This window comes from Streptomyces sp. MGP-P1, from assembly GCF_057766565.1.
In genome coordinates this window covers 801835-816973 of sequence record NZ_JBYMEM010000001.1, presented here as the reverse complement: position 1 = coordinate 816973, position 15139 = coordinate 801835, and the positions used below count along the sequence as shown (strand labels likewise).

The following is a 15139-nucleotide window of genomic DNA, read 5'->3' as shown; positions in this document are numbered from 1 at the left end:
GGCCGGCCACCACCGCCGGGCAGGGGGGACGTGTCGGGGTCAGGACGGGGTGACGGCACGGTGGTTCCTTGCTCGGTCCAGTACGGCGGCGACCTGCGCCGCGTAGGTGTTCAGGCCCTCGGCGCCGCTGCCCGGCAGACCGGTCAGTCCGGGCAGCAGATCGCCGAAGGCGTTGACCTCGCCGACGGCGAAGCGCCGCCAGCCGGCGGTGGGCAAGAGGTCGACGCCCACACAGGGCGTCCCGGGGAAGCAGGCCGCCGCCCGCTCGCACATCGCCAGCGCCTCGCGCCAGCAACCGCCGGCCGCCGCCACGGCGGTCCGGACCTCGCCGAGGTCGCCGCGCGCTCCGCCCAGATGCAGATTGGTCATGGGGCTCGTGCTCGTCCGCACCACGGCGTGCGTCGCCCGGCCGCCGACCACCACGATCCGCAGATCCGCGGCCCGACCCCGCTGGGACGCCTTTGGCAGCCAGCGCTCGATGTGCAGCCCGTCCGGGGCCAGCGCGTCCACGACCGCGCCGACCTCCGCCTCCGAGGTGTAGCGCCGCACCCGCAGCGAGTTGAACAGCCGACCCGACGCGTCCCGCTCCACGGAGGTGCTCGCCCGGACCCGGCCGGGACCCGCCGTCTCCACCGCCAGCACCCCGGAGGCGGAGGAGCCGTGCGCGAGCTTCACGAACGCCCGGGGCATCCGGTGCTCCCGCAGCAACTCCCGTACGTCTGACCAGCCGCGCACCGGGGCCGCCCCCGGGCCGGACGTCGGCGAGGCGGGCACGGGGACCCCCGCGCGGTCGAGGAGCCCGTGGCACAGCCGCTTGTCGAAGAGCACGGCGATGTCACCGGGGGAGCCCAGCACCTCGGCGCCGGCGGCCGAGGCCGCGCCCGCCACCGCGTCCACCGCCGCCGTGAAGCGCGCGTACCACCGGGCCGAACCCTCCACCCGGGTGGGGTCGTCGACCCCGCGGAGCAGCCGCTCCACTTCGGCGTCCTCACCGGGCGAATCGATCCGTACGCTCTCGCCCGCCGCGAACACCGCCTCGCCGCGCAGCACCCGGAGCCAGGGCACCACCCGGGCCGGCGGCAGCCCGGCGGATCGCACGGCCTCCTCGAAGAAGGCGACCCGACGGTTGCCCGGATTGCCGACGACCGCGAAGCGCGGCGCCGGGCCGCCCCCGCCGCTACTCGCTGACCGCGACATAGCGTTCCGGTTCGTAGTCCTCGTCGTCCGGGTCCCCGTAGTCCTCCTCGGCCTCGCCGGCCTCGACGACGGCCGGGGCACACGCGGTCCTGACGCGGTCCAGCACCGGCTCGGTGAGGTAGTGGTGGCGCAGGTCGAGCGTGGCCAGGTGGTTCAGGGGCTGCCCGTTGAGCAGGGCCTCGCCGCCCGTGTCGCTCAGGGTGCCCATCGACAGCGCCAGGGTCTCCAACTGGGCGACGACGGGCGCGGAACCCACCGCGACGGCGATCTCGTCCTGAATCTCGCTGTTCTGCAGCCCCAGGTGGCGCAGCCGGGGGAACACGCCACCCGACAGGACCGGCCGGATGTCGTCAAGGGTGGCGTCGCCGCCGTACCACGAACTGCCGAACCACAGGTCCAGCCGCTCCAGCGCGGGCAGTTGGCTCGCGGCGACCGCCCGCACCACCTCGCCTGGCAGGCCGCCGGACTCGAAGCGCAGCGACTTCAGCGACGCATGGCGCAGCGGGCGCAGCCGCAGCCCCTCCTGGCCGCAGCCGCGCACGGCGAACTCCTCCAGCAGCGGCAGCGCTTCGAGCACGGGGGTGATGTCGCACATCCGCAGCCAGGACACTTCGCACTCCTCGCCCACCACATCGGCGAGGAAGAGCCCGCGCAGGGCCGGGAAGCGGTTCGCGTGGGCGACGATCAGCTCTATCACGGGGGCGAACGGGGTGTAGTCCTGACGCCACCAGGGGCCGATGAGGAGCGCCTGGACCCGCGTCGTGTCCACCGTCTCCAGGAACTGCTCCCACAGTGCGGGGAAGTCCGTGTCCTCGTCGTAGGAGCACTCCAGCCGCCAGGCGACGGAGTCGGCGGCGGGCAGGGACCCGGACGACGGCCCGGGGGAGTGGACCGGCAGCCCGTGGAAGCGGTCGAGGTGCCGGATGCCGATGTACGTCATGGCGCCTACTCCGAGACGGCGGTGTAGCGGCCCTCGGCACCCCGGTCGCCCCAGGGCTCGCACTTCTCGGAGAGATCGACGCGCACACCGTGGGGCTCCAGGGCGGAACGGACCCGTTCCGCCATCGCGTCGGTGAGGAAGTGGTGGTGGAGATCGAGGAGTTCCAGGTGGGTCAGCGGCTGCCCTTCGAGGAGGGCGGCCGCACCTTCGTCGCCCAGCGTCCCGTTCGACAGGTCGAGCACCCGCAGTTGGGCGACGACCGGAGCCGAGGCGAGGGCCGACGCGATCTCGTTCTCGATCTCGCTGTTGCGCACTCCCAGGTGGTTCAGCCGGGGGAATCGGGTGCCGGAGAGCAGCGGGGCGAGGTCGGTGAGGCCGGTGTCGCCCTCGTAGGCGGACACGCCGAGCCAGAGGTCCAGCCGCTCCAGCGCGGGCAGTTCGCTGTCCAGCACACCCCGCACCACCTCGGCGGGAAGGCCCCCCGCCTGGACGGTCAGCGCCCGCAGCCGATCGTGCTTCGTCGGTGGGAACACCAGCTCGGAGCCTCCGCGCACGCCGAATTCCGTCAGTGCGGGGAAGGCGGCCAGCAGCACGGTCACGTCCGACTGCTGGATCCAGGTGATCTCGGCCTCCTCCGCCTCCAGATCCCCGACGAACACCGCCTCCAGCGAGGTCAGCCGGTTCGCGGCGGCGATCACGAGGCCGATCGGCACGGAGGAGGTCTCCTCGTACGCCTCGCCCCATTGGCCGATGACCAGGGCCCGGACGCCGGCCGGGTCGACCTTGTCCAGGAAGTCGGCGAACTCCTCCTCCCAGGGCCGGTCGTCGTCGTACGGGTCGACGGAGACACGCCAGGCCACGGCGTCCGCGGCGGGCCGGGAGCCCCCGTCGGCCGTGTGCTGGAAGTCGACGACCGGAAGGCCGCCGAACTCGTGCAGATGCTGCGCACCGTACATGGCCCTGAACTCCTGATCCTGGGGACTGGATGTCCGCAAGGTCTATCAAGCCGCACTGACAACCCCGCGCCCGGGACCCGTCCGCGGCCGTCGCGGCGGTCCGTTGTCAGACCCTGCCCGTAGCGTTTTTCCCGTGGCCGGCACAGCGGGTGCCGCGACCGAGGGGAGACGTCTGTGTACCGGCAGGGCGATGTACTGATCATGGAGTTGGAGGAGTCGGCGGTGCCCGCCCCCTTCCTGGAGGCCCCGGGCGAACTGCGCGACGGGCGGGGGCGGCTGGTGCTCGCGCTGGGAGAGGTCACCGGACACGCGCACGCCGTGCAGGGCCCCGGCCGGCTGATCCGGGAAGCGGGTCAGTTCGGCCCGATGCTGCTCCATCTCCCCGAGGGCGGGCGGGTGGTGCACGAGGAGCACGCGGTGATCCCGCTCCCCAAGGGCTGGTTCCGCGTCGTGCGGCAGCGGGAGTACGCACCGGGCGCGATCCGCGTCGTGGCGGACTGACCGCTCGGCCGTGGCGGAGCAAGCACAGCTTTCCAGAACGAGCACAGCAGGGGACGGGGACAACCGATGCAGAACGTGAATTCCTGGCGGAGCGTGGCGGCGGCGACCGGCCGGGCGGACCGGGCGGCGGCCGAGGCCGGTGTGCGGCGTGCCTATCGCACCGCGGGCCTGGCCGAGCCGGACCGGATCATCTGGGCCGCGTCGCCGCGGGCCGCCGTCGAGACGGTGGAGAAGCTGGCCGACGCCGGACGGTCGGTGCGCGAGGAGGTCCGCACCCGCCCATGGGCCGAGGAACGCCGCCGGATGTACGACGAGCTGGGCCCGGCGGGCTGGTCGGCGCTCTGGTCCGCCACGGGGGCCCAGCTGTGGGAGACCACGGGCGCACTCGCCGAGCGGATACGGACCGGTGTCGTCGCGGACCTCGCGCCGCGGCCCGAGGACGAGGGCGCCGTGCGGCTGGTGCTCCTGGACGCCGTGCTCGGCCAGCACGACGCCGCCTGGCTCGCCGCCTTCGACGGGCGGGGCGACCGGCTGACGGGCCTCGCGGAGGTGGCCCGCAACGCCGGCTGGTGGTGGCCCTACGAGCACGCCGCGGTCATCAGCGAGCGGCCCGACGTCCTCCACCGCGACGAGGCGGGCCGGCTCGACCACGGCGAGGGACCGGCCCTCGCCTACGGGGACGGCTTCGCCCTCCACGCCTGGCGCGGCATGCCCGTCCCCGCCGCGTTCCTGGCCGAGCTGTCCTCCCTCACCCCCGAGCGGATCCGTGCCGAGGAGAACGCGGAGCTGCGCCGCGTGATGCTGGAGTACTACGGCTACGACCGGTATCTCACCGAGTCGGGCGCCGAACCGGTCCACCGCGACGAGACGGGCATCCTTTGGCGCATCTCCCTCGCGGGCGACGAGGACGTGGTGATGGTCGAGGTGGTCAACTCCACCCCCGAGCCGGACGGCACGTACCGCACCTACTGGCTGCGCGTGCCGCCCGCCACCCGGACCGCGAAGGACGGGGTCGCCTGGACGTTCGGACTGGACGGAGCGGCCTACGCACCGGTGCGCCAGACCTGACCCGAGGAGCTGGTGCGTCGGGCGGGCGTTCGGGCGCGGCCGTCAGCCCGTCGCGGGAAGGACCCGTGCCGCGGGGTTCGGAGGCCGGCGGACCGGTCCGCTCCGCCAGGCCGATGCCCAGCCCAGGTGCGGGCGCCTTCGAGACCCCAAGGGCTCCGACCTGCCCGACCGTCGCGCGCAACAGCTCCTCGCGCCGCTCCGGCACGTTCAACCGGACGCCAGTCACCGGCCCGCCCTCACCCCCCGACCCATACGCCAGGTCAGCGACGGAGGGACCGCGTCCGACGGAGGCATCGGCGGCTGCGGCGCACCGGAATCCTCCGGACGGCCCGGACGTTGCATCCTGCATGACGCGAATCGAACCGGCACAGGAAGCACTGCTCCGCCTCTTCGGTGAGCACGACGGCGGAGTCCTGGTCACTCTGAAACAGGACGGACGCCCCCAGCTGTCCAACGTCAATCACGCCTTCTATCCCGAGGAGCGATTGGTCCGTGTCTCGATCACCGAGAACCGCGCCAAGACCCGTAACCTGCGGCGCGACCCCCGGGCGAGCTACCACGTCACCAGTGACGACCGCTGGGCCTGGACCGTCGCCGACGGGACCGCTGAACTGACCCTGCCCGCCGCGGCGCCCGACGACGCCACGGTGGAGGCGCTGATCACGCTCTACCGGGACGTCAGGGGTGAGCACCCCGACTGGGACGACTACCGGCGGGCCATGGTCGAGGACCGCAGGGTGCTGCTCACCCTGCGCATCGACCATGTCTACGGGCAACCGCGTGGCTGACGTCGCCGCCGGCCGGGCCGGTTGCCCCGTTCAGCATCCTCTGGGCTCGCCCTGTCGTACAGGCCGACCATAATGAGATGACACCGACTCCCTCAGGAGATCTTGTGACCGGCGCTGACTACTTGCTTCCGTTCCGCACGAAACTGCGCGCGATGCGCACCGAGTCCTTCGGAGCCGATCCGGCCGGAGCGCGGATGGAGCGCATCCGCCGCTCGCCCCAATTCGTCGACGGAGCGTTCCAGAACCCGGTGGGGGCGCGGACCAGGCCCTCCGGGTCCACCGTCGAGTTCGCCAAGATCTACTTCCACAAGGAGCAGCGGGCCCGCAGGACGCCGACGGGCTCCGTGCCCGTCCACGCCACGACCCTCGCCGATTTGGCCGTACCCCCCGCCACCGGGCTCCGGCTGACCTGGATGGGCCATTCCAGCGTGCTGGCGGAGATCGACGGGCGGCGGATCCTGTTCGACCCGGTCTGGGGCGAGCGCTGTTCCCCGTTCCCCTTCGCCGGGCCCAAGCGACTGCACCCCACTCCACTGTCGCTGGCCGCGCTCGGACCCGTCGACGTGGTCGTCATCTCCCACGACCACTACGACCACCTCGACCTGCCGACGATCCGCGCCCTGGCCCGCACCGACACGGTCTTCGCCGTGCCCCTCGGGGTCGGAGCCCATCTGGAGCGCTGGGGCGTCCCCACGAGCCGGATGCGCGAGCTCGACTGGAACGAGACCGCGACCGTCGCCGGAATCAACCTCACCGCCACCCCCGCACGCCACTTCTGCGGCCGCGGGCTGCGCAACCAGCAGCACACGCTCTGGGCGTCGTGGACGGTCACGGGTCCGGAGCACCGGATCTACCACAGCGGGGACACGGGCTACTTCCCCGGCTTCCGGGACATCGGGGCCGAGCACGGGCCCTTCGACGCCACCATGATCCAGATCGGCGCGTATTCGGAGTACTGGCCGGACATCCACATGACCCCCGCCGAAGGCATGCGCGCCCACCTGGACCTCCAGGGCGGTCGCCCGCACGGCGTACTGCTGCCGATCCACTGGGGCACCTTCAATCTGGCCCCGCACGCCTGGGCGGAGCCGGCCGAGTGGACGAAGGACGCCGGCGAGGAGGGCGGGCAGGCGGTGGCGTTCCCTCGGCCGGGCGAGCCGTTCGAGCCGGCGGGGAAGCTGCCGGCCGAGCCATGGTGGCGTGCGGTGTCCCAGCCGCCGAACTCGACCCCGTGGCGGCGTCCGAAGGTGACGGATGCGCCACCGGTGCATCGAGAGGAAGTCGACCTTGCGGGCGAGCGCTGATCGAGGACGTGGGTGATCTTCAGCAGCTCTCTCAGCTGTTGAGCGATCTGCCGCGCGCGAACAGAGGGCCGGTCCACGGGCGGCTGTGGATGCGCTCTGCGGAGGTGGACGTCCGACTGTGCCGCGGCAGTGTGAGTCGCTGCCCTCCGCGCAGGGGACAGAAACGCTCTATGCCCACAGCCAAGAATAGTTCGCCCATGCCCGGAGCACAGACAGGGAGCAGGCCGACCTGGCCCGCGAGGGACAGGTGACCGGCAGATACGTCGAGGCCGGCACGCCCTTCCCCCATGAACGTGACAGAGATGGGTTCGCCGACCGCCTCGGCCGATCCGAGCACCCTCTCCATCTCCTCGTTGATCGGGCAACCGGCCACTACGTCGATCTGTAAGCCCATGGAGCCCGAGGCTACTGGTCACCTATGACATGCCACGCCGGCAGCTCCTGCGGCTCGTCGACCACGGCCACCACATGCGCTGCCCAGTACACGGCCCACGGGAGCTGACAACATGGCCCCATGAGTGCAGTGGATCCGGGCGAGTTCGATGTGCGCCGCGCGAGCGAGTCGGAGGCGGACACGCTGATCGGGATCGACGCGATTGCGGTCGAAGGCGACGGCGAACGACAGGCGAGCATCCGAAAGTGGTGCCGGGAGGGCCTGGCGGTCGTGGCGGAGGATGCGTCGGGCGCGCTCGGCTACTGCGTGGTTGAGTACACGTTCTTCGAACAGGGCTTCGTGACGATGCTGATGGTGACGCCCTCCGCCCGCGGCAGAGGCGTTGGCCATCGGCTGCTGAACGCCGCGGCAGCCTCATGCGCCACCCCGAAGCTGTTCACCTCGACCAACGTGTCCAACCAGCCGATGCAGCGGCTTCTCCAACGAAACGGATGGAGCCCGGTCGGCCTTCTCCACGGCCTCGACGAGGGCGACCCCGAGCTGTTCTACCTCTGGCAACAGCACACCAGCACGATGCACCTGTGACCTGTAGCGCTCCCCAGCAGTGCCGTGACGGTCAAGGAGCCGGTCGGCCCCGGCCCCGCACCGGCGGCGCGGAGCGGTCTCGGCCTGGCCGGGGAGCGCTGACCACGTGCGGCGGTGCGGACGCCTCCGTCCGCGCCGCTGATGGCTGAGGGCCGCCACCGGCTTGTCCCGCGGCGGCCCCGTCCCGGTCAGGCGAGGCGGGAAGCGGCGTACGCCTCGATGGCGACCCGCTGGTATGCGGCCAGGCCCGGGGCGATGGCCTCGTACGCGGCGCGCCACTGCTCGTTGTCCACGCAGGAGCGCCCGATCGCACGGAACTCGTCGGCGGACACCGGGTGCAGTGCCGTGAGCGCCCGGTACTGACCTTCGATCTCGGTCTGCACGGGCTCGGCGTCGGCCGGATCGCCGACGGCCATGTGCTCGGCCAGTCGGATCATCAGCGCCGTGCGCTCGCGCTGCCCGGCCTCGGTCTCCGCCGGGGGCATGGTGGCGGCCCGTCGGCCGGCCTCCTCGGCGAGGTCGGGAAAGTCGCGCAGGTTCTCCTCGTACCGGGAGGGCTGAACGCCCTCGAACAGGTTCTCCGGCCGGTTGATGGCGGTCATGGCGGTACCGTCCTTTCTGGACTGTTCCAGCTCGGCGATCGTGCGGGAGACGGTCGCGGCGAGGCTGTCCAGCCGGTCCCGTTCGGTGAGCAGCCGTCGACGGTGTCCGCGCAGGGCCTCCACCGTGTCCACCTGGTCGGCGAGGACCCTGCCGATCTCCGGCAGTCCGACATCCAACGCCCGCAGCACGAGGATCTGCTGCAGCAGCAGGAGTTGGTGCTCCTCGTAGTAGCGGTGGCCGTTGGAGCCGATCCTGGCCGGTGGCAGCAGACCGATCTCGTCGTAGTGCCGCAGGGTCCGGGCGGTCACCCCCGACATCCGGGCGACCTCGGAGATCGGCCAGTCCATCGCCACTTGCTCACTCCCTCACGAGCACCTCACGGGGCCGGTTCCTCCGGCCCCGGTCATGACCGTAGAAGCTGCCGCTGCGGCAACTTCAAGCCCGCTTCCGCGGCGGTCGGAAGACCGGCTCACCGAGGCGTGGCGGCCGGCTTCAGCACCGGCCCTCCTCGACGGTGATGGAGAGGCTCACCGTGATGTTCTCCAGCGCCGACTCGGGCTCCGGCGGCGACACGCTCAGACAGAACGTGGCGTCGACGCTTTTCGCCGTGACCTCGAACAGGTCGACGGACGGGTCCGCGTCCTGGTCATGCCGGGCTCGTCGCCGACGAGCTATGGCCCTCCGGACGACCGCAGCGTTTTCGGCATGCACTCGACACCGCCCGCGGCGCAACGATCGGCGGCCGGTGAGCGTCTCTCCGGGTGTGATGGATCTTCCCGAGACCATGAACCCCGTCGACACCCAGGACGAGGACGAGGACGAGCGTGTGCGGTCCGGCCCGCTGTGGCGTCATGCGCTGTGGGCGGCGCTCGTCACCGCCGCCGGGGTGACGCTGGGGTGGTTGGGCGCCCTGTTCCGCATCGGCCCGGAGGAATACGGCCTGCCGCCCGCCGCTCCGGGGGCGCTCTGGCCCTATCTGCTCGCCTGGGCCGTGATCGGTCTGGTGCTGGGCGCCGTCCTGCGGTTCGTGGCGGCCAGAGTGCCGGTCTACTCCCCGTCGGAGGTCCTCCTCGGCACCGTCATGATCGGCACCCGGCTGTCTCTGGGCTGGCGGCCGGCGCCCCTCGAAGTCGCGGGCCTCGCCGCGGCCGCGCTGCTCCTGGTGGCCGTCTGGTGCGTCGTGGCCCTGCGTGGGGCGGCCGTCGTACGACGGTCCCAGGACGCTCCCGGCGTCTCCTGGAGTCCTGCGCGCCGGACCGCGGGGGTATCTCGCGGCGGCCGCGAGGCACCCCGTACGACACGCCGCGCGCTCCGGCGCCGGTGACGCGAGACACGCCCGGCGCGCGGGGCACACTGGGGCAGCCCTCGAATCCCGTACGAAGGAGCATGCAGTGGCACTTACCCGTGAAGAGCGCGAACAGTTCCTCGCCGAACCCCATGTCGCCGCCCTGGCCGTCGCGTCGCGGGGCGGCGACCGGGCCCCGCTCAGCGTTCCCATCTGGTACCAGTACGTGCCGGGCGGCGACGTGCGCATCCTCACCGGCCGCACCTCCCGCAAGGCCGAACTGATCGACGCGGCAGGCCGGTTCACGCTCATGGTCGACCGGCTGGAGCCGACCATCCGCTACGTCTCCGTCGAGGGGCCCGTCGTCGACACCCGCCCCGCCACGCGCGCGGACCTGGAGGAGATGTCGGCGCGCTACCTCGCGGCAGAGAAGGTCGCCGGTTACGTGGACTTCGCCTGGGAGAACCACGGCGAGCAGGTCGTGATCACCCTGCGCCCCGAGCGCTGGGTCAGCTCGGACCTCGGCCAGGTCTGAGCCTCGGCCGTGCGGCCCGCGCGGCGCGTTCTCCCCGCCGGCCTCGCCCGGACGTACCTTCGGTACCGACTGGCGTTCGCCGGCGCCGATTTCACAGGGCGTGCCCGCCGGCTACTTGCAGCACCTGTCCGGTGATCCACCGCGCTTGGTGGGAGGCGAGGAACACGACGGCGTCGGCGATGTCCTCCGGCTCGCCCACCCGCCCCAGGGGGATGGCCCGCCGGGCCCGGTCGATCAGCTCCGCGTCCATCCAGCCGGTCTGCACGGGCCCGGGGGCCACGACGTTGACCCTGATCCCTGAACGTCCGAGATCGAGCGCGGCGGCCCTGGTGAACGCCTCCAGTGCCGCCTTGGACGTGCCGTAGCCGATCTGCCCGGGGAAGGCGCGCGCGGCATCGGTGGAGATGTTCACCACGCAGGGCGACCGGTCGGCGCGCGCACGGTGGGCGAGCGCGGACGTGAGCAAGGCCGGAGCGGCGACATTGATCCGGTAGTGGCGCTCCAGACCGGACGCGGTCAACGCGTCGACGGTGTCCGGACTCTCGCAGTGGGCGGCGTTGTTGACCAGCACGTCAACGGGCCCGAGCCGGCCTTCGACCTCGTCGAACAGGCGATCCGCGGCGTCCGGGGCGGAAAGGTCGGCCGCGACGGTGATGGCGTCGCCCAGCTCCCGTACCAGATCCATCGCCTCCTCGGCCGGCGGAATCGCATGCTCCCAGCGCTTTCCCGGAGGAGGCGCCTGCTCCGGGACGTAGTGGTGCACGGCCACGCGGGCGCCCTCGGCTGCGAAGGCACGACTGATCGCTCTGCCGATTCCTCCACTCCCCCCGGTCACGAGCACGATGTGGCCGGCGAGACGTGTATCGATCATTCCTCAAGCGTCGGGGACGGGCCGGCCGCCACGCAAACCGTTTCGAACCTGATGCGTCCGCAGCGCGCTACACGCGGTCGCTGACGGGGCCGGACGACGACGCCGCGCGATGCTGCCCAGGGCCGCGGAAAACAAGTCGTCTGTCCCCGGCGGGCGTTGGTAGGAAGGGGGCATGGAAGCCGATGCGCTTAATCCCCTGGACCGTCTGCTCGCCGAGCGAGCCTGTGAGCGGCTGGTCGTCGAGTTCGTCCGCACACTCGATCTGGGTGAACCCGGCGACGTGGCAGAGCTGTTCACCCCCGACGGGGTCTGGGAATGGGCCGAAGGAGTCCGGCGGATCGAGGGCCGGGACGCTCTGCGCGCCTACTTCGGCGGCCGTCCCGCCGACCGGCTCTCCCGCCGCCTGTGCACCAACATCCTGGTGAACCTGACGTCCGCGACGTCGGCGAGCGCGAGCACGTATTTCACGACGTACCGCGTGGACGGTCACGCCGGCGGAATGCTGCCGCCGCGCCCTCCCGTCCAGGTCGGCCACTACGAGGACACCTTCCGAGAGGTCGACGGACGGTGGCTCCTCGCCGAGCGGGCCACGTTCCTCGACTTCGGAGGGCCGACCGAACGACTGGAGCCGACCGCCCCGCGCTGAGGCGACCGTCCGCCCGCGCTCCGGCCGGCGATCGTCGGCTATGTTGCGCGCGCATGGTGACCAGACGGTGTCCGGCGACTATGCGGGCGTTGCCTGGAGACCGCCTGGTGGTCCTGGCTGCTCCCGTTGTCAACGGTGCGCGGGCACACTCGGTCGGGCAGGTGCGGTGGTTCGTCTCCGAAGAGGGGCAGCGCTGCTTCGGTGTGCGCCTCGGCTCTCCCTCTGTCCTCGCGGCTCGTGTGAGGCGTGGCAGCAAGTCGGCGGGGTACTGGAATCGAGGGAGGCCGGGATGGCCCGGCACGACACCGCCATCATGACCATTCTCTTCCTCGTCCTCGGGGTGAGATACCTTGGCGACGCCCTCAGCGGTCTCACCACTGGAAAACGGCAGCAACACGGTCACGTCGAACGAGACGTTCCTCCGGGTCGGCAAACATGTGGGCGATTTGCGAGGCCTGTTAGGGAGGCCCAAGGGCCGGATCTGGCTTGGTCGGTCTACTCAAACGCCTCGGGGGAGATCACCCGGCGACACTTGGGTACCCGTACTCACGTGCCGTCGATCCGGCGCGCACAGGATGTGCACATGAAGCGAATCTTCGGCACGCGTCGTCACCTCGTCTCCGCAACGGCCCTGTGCGCTCTGGCCCTCACCGCATGCGGCACCACCCAGGCCTACGACAGCGGCTCCGCGACGCCGGCAAAGCCCGCGAAGGGCGCCGACGCCTCGGCGGCTCCGGAGCCGGATGCCGAGCCCGGTCCCGAGGAATCCGCTCAGCTGCTCACCTTCATGACGTTCCTGAACAAGGTCGCCGAGCCCTGCTCCCCCGACCTCCCCGAGGAGCCGCCGCTCGCCGACGAAGCGCCCGCCACTTCGTCGGCCTCTTTGCCGCCCATTCCCGACGGGCCGCCCTCGCCCGACGAGTTGAACCCGGGCTCGTACAAGGAGACCGAGGAGGACAAGAAGGCGGAGGCGGAGCTGGAGGCCAGGAACACGTGCGTCATCAAGGCGCACGCCGATCGCGTCACCAAGGCGGTCAAGGGCCTCAAGGCCCCTGCGCAGGTGCGCGGCTCACTGAACCGCAGCGGATACGTGGACAGCGTGCTGAAGACGCGCGAGCAGCCCGGCACCGGGACACGCTTCAGTCTGGACCTGGGTAGCGTGTGCCTGATCGGCACAGCCGACGGCAGCGCGTCCCCGTCCGTAGGGGGCCACGAGGTGCTGGACCCGGAGAACCCCTGCCCCCGCCTCTGACCGGCCCCGGAAAACTCCTGCCCCCGCCTCCGAACGGCCCGGCGGGACGGCAGCCTCCGACCGCCCCGTCGAGGCCCGGATGACCAGTTCCGGGTACGGAGAGAACCTGCCGGCGCATGCACCGGACCGCCCCAGCGCCATGCGGTCGCACATGCTGACGATCGCGTTGAGGGCTGTGTGGGGCCGGTCGCCCAGCACACCGCCCGGGCGCTGGGGGCCGGCGGCAGGCTCGGGGACGGCTGTTCGTACGTCGCGCGTACCCGTGCTGGACTCCGGATGACCACGGACCGGAAGCTGGTTACCGTCCGGAGTCAGTGCGCACAGACCCTCGGGATGGCGCGTTCGGTGCGCATCTCGCGGGTACGGTGCGCACCGGCTCGCGGAACCTGCGTCCGGGGTCAGACCGCCGGGGCCGGGTACGTCGGGTACTCCACTCCGGAGACGTGCTGGACGACCCGGATGACCTGGCACGAGTAGCCGAACTCGTTGTCGTACCAGAGGTAGAGGATCGCGTTGTCGCCGTCGACCTTGGTGGCGCCGACGTCGACGATCGAGGCGTGGCGCGAGCCGATGAAGTCGCTGGAGACCGCGTCGGGCGCGCTGATGAAGTCGATCTGACGCTTGAGCGGTGAGGCCAGCGACACGTTGCGGAGGTAGTCGAGGACCTCTTCGCGGGTGGTCTCGCGCTCCAGCCGCAGGCTGAGGATCGCGATCGAGACGTCCGGCACCGGGACGCGGATGGAGCTGCCGGTGATCGGGGCGTCGAGGTCGGGCAGCGCCTTCGCCACGGCCGAGGCGGCACCGGTCTCGGTGATGACCATGTTGAGCGCCGCCGAACGGCCACGACGGTCGGAGCTGTGGTAGTTGTCCAGCAGGTTCTGGTCGTTGGTGTACGAGTGGACGGTCTCCACGTGCCCGCGCAGCACGCCGTACTCGTCCGCCATCGCCTTCAGCGGCGGCACGATCGCGTTGGTCGTGCAGGACGCGCAGGACAGGATCCGCTCGTCCGGCTTGATCGTGTCGTGGTTGACCCCATGCACGATGTTCGGGACGTCGCCCTTGCCCGGTGCGGTCAGCACGACCTTGGCGATGCCCGCCCGGAGGTGCTTGGAGAGGCCCTCGCGGTCGCGCCACCGGCCGGTGTTGTCGATCAGGATGGCGTCCTTGATGCCGTACGCCGTGTAGTCGACCGCCGTCGGGTCGTCGGAGTAGATCACCTGGATCTCGTTGCCGTTGGCGATGATCTTGCTGTTCGCCTCGTCGACGGTGATCGTGCCCTGGAACTGGCCGTGGATCGAGTCGCGTCGCAGCAACGAGGCGCGCTTGACGATGTCCTGGCCGGAGCCCTTGCGGACGACGATGGCCCGCAGGCGCAGGCCGTTGCCCGAGCCGGCCTTCTCGATGAGCAGGCGGGCCAGGAGCCGGCCGATGCGGCCGAAGCCGTAGAGCACCACGTCACGTGAGGCGCGGCGCTCGATCTTGTTGTCGCCCGTCGCCCCGGCGACGGACTCCGCGGTGAACTGCTCGACGGAGAGTCCGCGCCCGTCGGCCCGGTACGTCGCGGCCAGCATGCCTATGTCGATCTGGGAGGGACCGAGATCGAGCGTCGTCAGAGCCCGCAGGAACGGCATCGTCTCGGTGACCGAGAGCTCCTCGCCCGCGATCTGCCGGGCGAAGCGGTGCGTCTTGAGGATGCTGACCACCGACTTGTTCACCAGGGAGCGGCTGTGCAGCAGGACATTGACGTCCTGCTCGCGGTGCAGCTTCCCGATGATCGGGATCATCGACTCCGCGATCTCCTCGCGGTGCATCCAGTTGGTGAACGAGTCGTCATTGACAGTCACAAGTTTATCTTTCGAGCTAGGCGGCGCTCATATGGTAACCGGCCGCGTCCTCGCCCCGTCGAGTGGCCCCCTGCCTGCGGGTAAACCCCGCTCAGGCATCCGTCGGGCGGCCCCGGTGACCCTGAAGTGTCCAACATGTGGACGGCCTTTCGACGTCTCGGGTCGAATCGGGGTCAAGGCGGCGCAATCGGGCGCACGTGCGAGTGGTCATACCAGAGTGGGACGGATGGCGGGCAAGTTCGACAACTGCCCGTCGCGCATACGTCATTGACGACTACCGTGTGTGCCCGGTGATCAACGGTGGGCTCATGACGTTCAGGCCTGCCCGACCGATGACCCGCGCCTGACCGACCACCGTAGGGGCCACCGC

At 71.1% G+C, this 15139-nt stretch carries 15 protein-coding genes and 1 pseudogene; 9 read left to right on the top strand and 7 right to left on the bottom strand.

Features of this window, described 5'->3' with window-relative positions; translation table 11 throughout:
• Positions 1-39: 39 nt before the first annotated feature.
• The 3 genes from AC3CH1_RS03740 to AC3CH1_RS03730 are packed head-to-tail and all read right to left on the bottom strand — an operon-like array spanning position 40 to position 3093.
• Positions 40-1197, bottom strand: coding sequence for an STM4014 family protein (locus AC3CH1_RS03740; RefSeq protein WP_488461536.1), 1158 nt, complete (start codon positions 1195-1197; stop codon positions 40-42).
• Entirely contained in the window at positions 1178-2137 is a 960-nt protein-coding gene (locus AC3CH1_RS03735; RefSeq protein ID WP_488461535.1) for an STM4015 family protein, read from the bottom strand. The genes AC3CH1_RS03740 and AC3CH1_RS03735 overlap by 20 nt, the downstream gene beginning before the upstream one ends.
• Positions 2138-2142: 5 nt before the next feature.
• Positions 2143-3093, bottom strand: coding sequence for an STM4015 family protein (locus AC3CH1_RS03730; protein ID WP_488461534.1), 951 nt, complete (start codon positions 3091-3093; stop codon positions 2143-2145).
• Between the two features lie 174 nt (positions 3094-3267).
• On the opposite strand from AC3CH1_RS03730, the gene AC3CH1_RS03725 reads away from it, so the two are divergent.
• From AC3CH1_RS03725 to AC3CH1_RS03705, 5 genes are all read left to right on the top strand, one after another.
• A complete protein-coding gene (locus tag AC3CH1_RS03725) occupies positions 3268-3594 on the top strand; it encodes a hypothetical protein (RefSeq protein WP_361866713.1) in 327 nt (108 codons plus the stop codon).
• A 66-nt stretch (positions 3595-3660) separates the two neighbouring features.
• On the top strand, positions 3661-4662 hold the full coding sequence (locus AC3CH1_RS03720; protein ID WP_488461533.1) for a DUF6745 domain-containing protein: 1002 nt from the start codon (positions 3661-3663) through the stop codon (positions 4660-4662).
• A gap of 347 nt (positions 4663-5009) precedes the next feature.
• Positions 5010-5450, top strand: coding sequence for a PPOX class F420-dependent oxidoreductase (locus tag AC3CH1_RS03715; RefSeq protein WP_488461532.1), 441 nt, complete (start codon positions 5010-5012; stop codon positions 5448-5450).
• A 104-nt stretch (positions 5451-5554) separates the two neighbouring features.
• Positions 5555-6754, top strand: coding sequence for an MBL fold metallo-hydrolase (locus tag AC3CH1_RS03710; RefSeq protein WP_488461531.1), 1200 nt, complete (start codon positions 5555-5557; stop codon positions 6752-6754).
• Between the two features lie 514 nt (positions 6755-7268).
• Positions 7269-7733, top strand: coding sequence for a GNAT family N-acetyltransferase (locus AC3CH1_RS03705; protein WP_488461530.1), 465 nt, complete (start codon positions 7269-7271; stop codon positions 7731-7733).
• Between the two features lie 188 nt (positions 7734-7921).
• On the opposite strand, the gene AC3CH1_RS03700 is transcribed toward AC3CH1_RS03705, so the two are convergent.
• Positions 7922-8683, bottom strand: a complete 762-nt coding sequence (locus AC3CH1_RS03700) for a MerR family transcriptional regulator (protein ID WP_488461529.1) — start codon at positions 8681-8683, stop codon at positions 7922-7924.
• A 145-nt stretch (positions 8684-8828) separates the two neighbouring features.
• Positions 8829-9047, bottom strand: coding sequence for a hypothetical protein (locus AC3CH1_RS03695; protein ID WP_488461528.1), 219 nt, complete (start codon positions 9045-9047; stop codon positions 8829-8831).
• 55 nt (positions 9048-9102) lie between these two features.
• On the opposite strand from AC3CH1_RS03695, the pseudogene AC3CH1_RS03690 reads away from it, so the two are divergent.
• Positions 9103-9573: pseudogene (locus tag AC3CH1_RS03690) on the top strand (hypothetical protein); the annotation flags it as partial.
• Positions 9574-9727: 154 nt separating this feature from the next.
• A complete protein-coding gene (locus AC3CH1_RS03685) occupies positions 9728-10156 on the top strand; it encodes a pyridoxamine 5'-phosphate oxidase family protein (protein WP_488461527.1) in 429 nt (142 codons plus the stop codon).
• Between the two features lie 91 nt (positions 10157-10247).
• Here AC3CH1_RS03685 and AC3CH1_RS03680 read toward each other — a convergent pair whose 3' ends face one another.
• A complete protein-coding gene (locus tag AC3CH1_RS03680; RefSeq protein WP_488461526.1) occupies positions 10248-11027 on the bottom strand; it encodes an SDR family NAD(P)-dependent oxidoreductase in 780 nt (259 codons plus the stop codon).
• A 172-nt stretch (positions 11028-11199) separates the two neighbouring features.
• On the opposite strand from AC3CH1_RS03680, the gene AC3CH1_RS03675 reads away from it, so the two are divergent.
• Both AC3CH1_RS03675 and AC3CH1_RS03670 read left to right on the top strand, forming a co-directional pair.
• On the top strand, positions 11200-11673 hold the full coding sequence (locus AC3CH1_RS03675; RefSeq protein ID WP_488461525.1) for a nuclear transport factor 2 family protein: 474 nt from the start codon (positions 11200-11202) through the stop codon (positions 11671-11673).
• Between the two features lie 583 nt (positions 11674-12256).
• The gene (locus AC3CH1_RS03670) at positions 12257-12925 is read left to right on the top strand and encodes a hypothetical protein (protein WP_488461524.1); all 669 of its coding nucleotides are present in this window, start codon (positions 12257-12259) and stop codon (positions 12923-12925) included.
• A 398-nt stretch (positions 12926-13323) separates the two neighbouring features.
• Here the strand turns inward: AC3CH1_RS03670 and AC3CH1_RS03665 are convergent, their stop codons facing one another.
• Positions 13324-14769 carry a glyceraldehyde-3-phosphate dehydrogenase gene (locus AC3CH1_RS03665; RefSeq protein ID WP_488461523.1) on the bottom strand — a complete coding sequence of 482 codons (1446 nt, stop codon included), beginning with the start codon at positions 14767-14769 and terminating at the stop codon, positions 13324-13326.
• Positions 14770-15139 lie beyond the last annotated feature (370 nt).

Bases quoted from the DNA above. Each gene is read 5' to 3' on its own strand.
- AC3CH1_RS03740 (WP_488461536.1), bottom strand. From the start codon at position 1,197: ATGTCGCGGTCAGCGAGTAGCGGCGGGGGCGGCCCGGCGCCGCGCTTC.
- AC3CH1_RS03735 (WP_488461535.1), bottom strand. From the start codon at position 2,137: ATGACGTACATCGGCATCCGGCACCTCGACCGCTTCCACGGGCTGCCG.
- AC3CH1_RS03730 (WP_488461534.1), bottom strand. From the start codon at position 3,093: ATGTACGGTGCGCAGCATCTGCACGAGTTCGGCGGCCTTCCGGTCGTC.
- AC3CH1_RS03720 (WP_488461533.1), top strand. From the start codon at position 3,661: ATGCAGAACGTGAATTCCTGGCGGAGCGTGGCGGCGGCGACCGGCCGG.
- AC3CH1_RS03715 (WP_488461532.1), top strand. From the start codon at position 5,010: ATGACGCGAATCGAACCGGCACAGGAAGCACTGCTCCGCCTCTTCGGT.
- AC3CH1_RS03705 (WP_488461530.1), top strand. From the start codon at position 7,269: ATGAGTGCAGTGGATCCGGGCGAGTTCGATGTGCGCCGCGCGAGCGAG.
- AC3CH1_RS03700 (WP_488461529.1), bottom strand. From the start codon at position 8,683: ATGGACTGGCCGATCTCCGAGGTCGCCCGGATGTCGGGGGTGACCGCC.
- AC3CH1_RS03680 (WP_488461526.1), bottom strand. From the start codon at position 11,027: ATGATCGATACACGTCTCGCCGGCCACATCGTGCTCGTGACCGGGGGG.
- AC3CH1_RS03675 (WP_488461525.1), top strand. From the start codon at position 11,200: ATGGAAGCCGATGCGCTTAATCCCCTGGACCGTCTGCTCGCCGAGCGA.
- AC3CH1_RS03670 (WP_488461524.1), top strand. From the start codon at position 12,257: ATGAAGCGAATCTTCGGCACGCGTCGTCACCTCGTCTCCGCAACGGCC.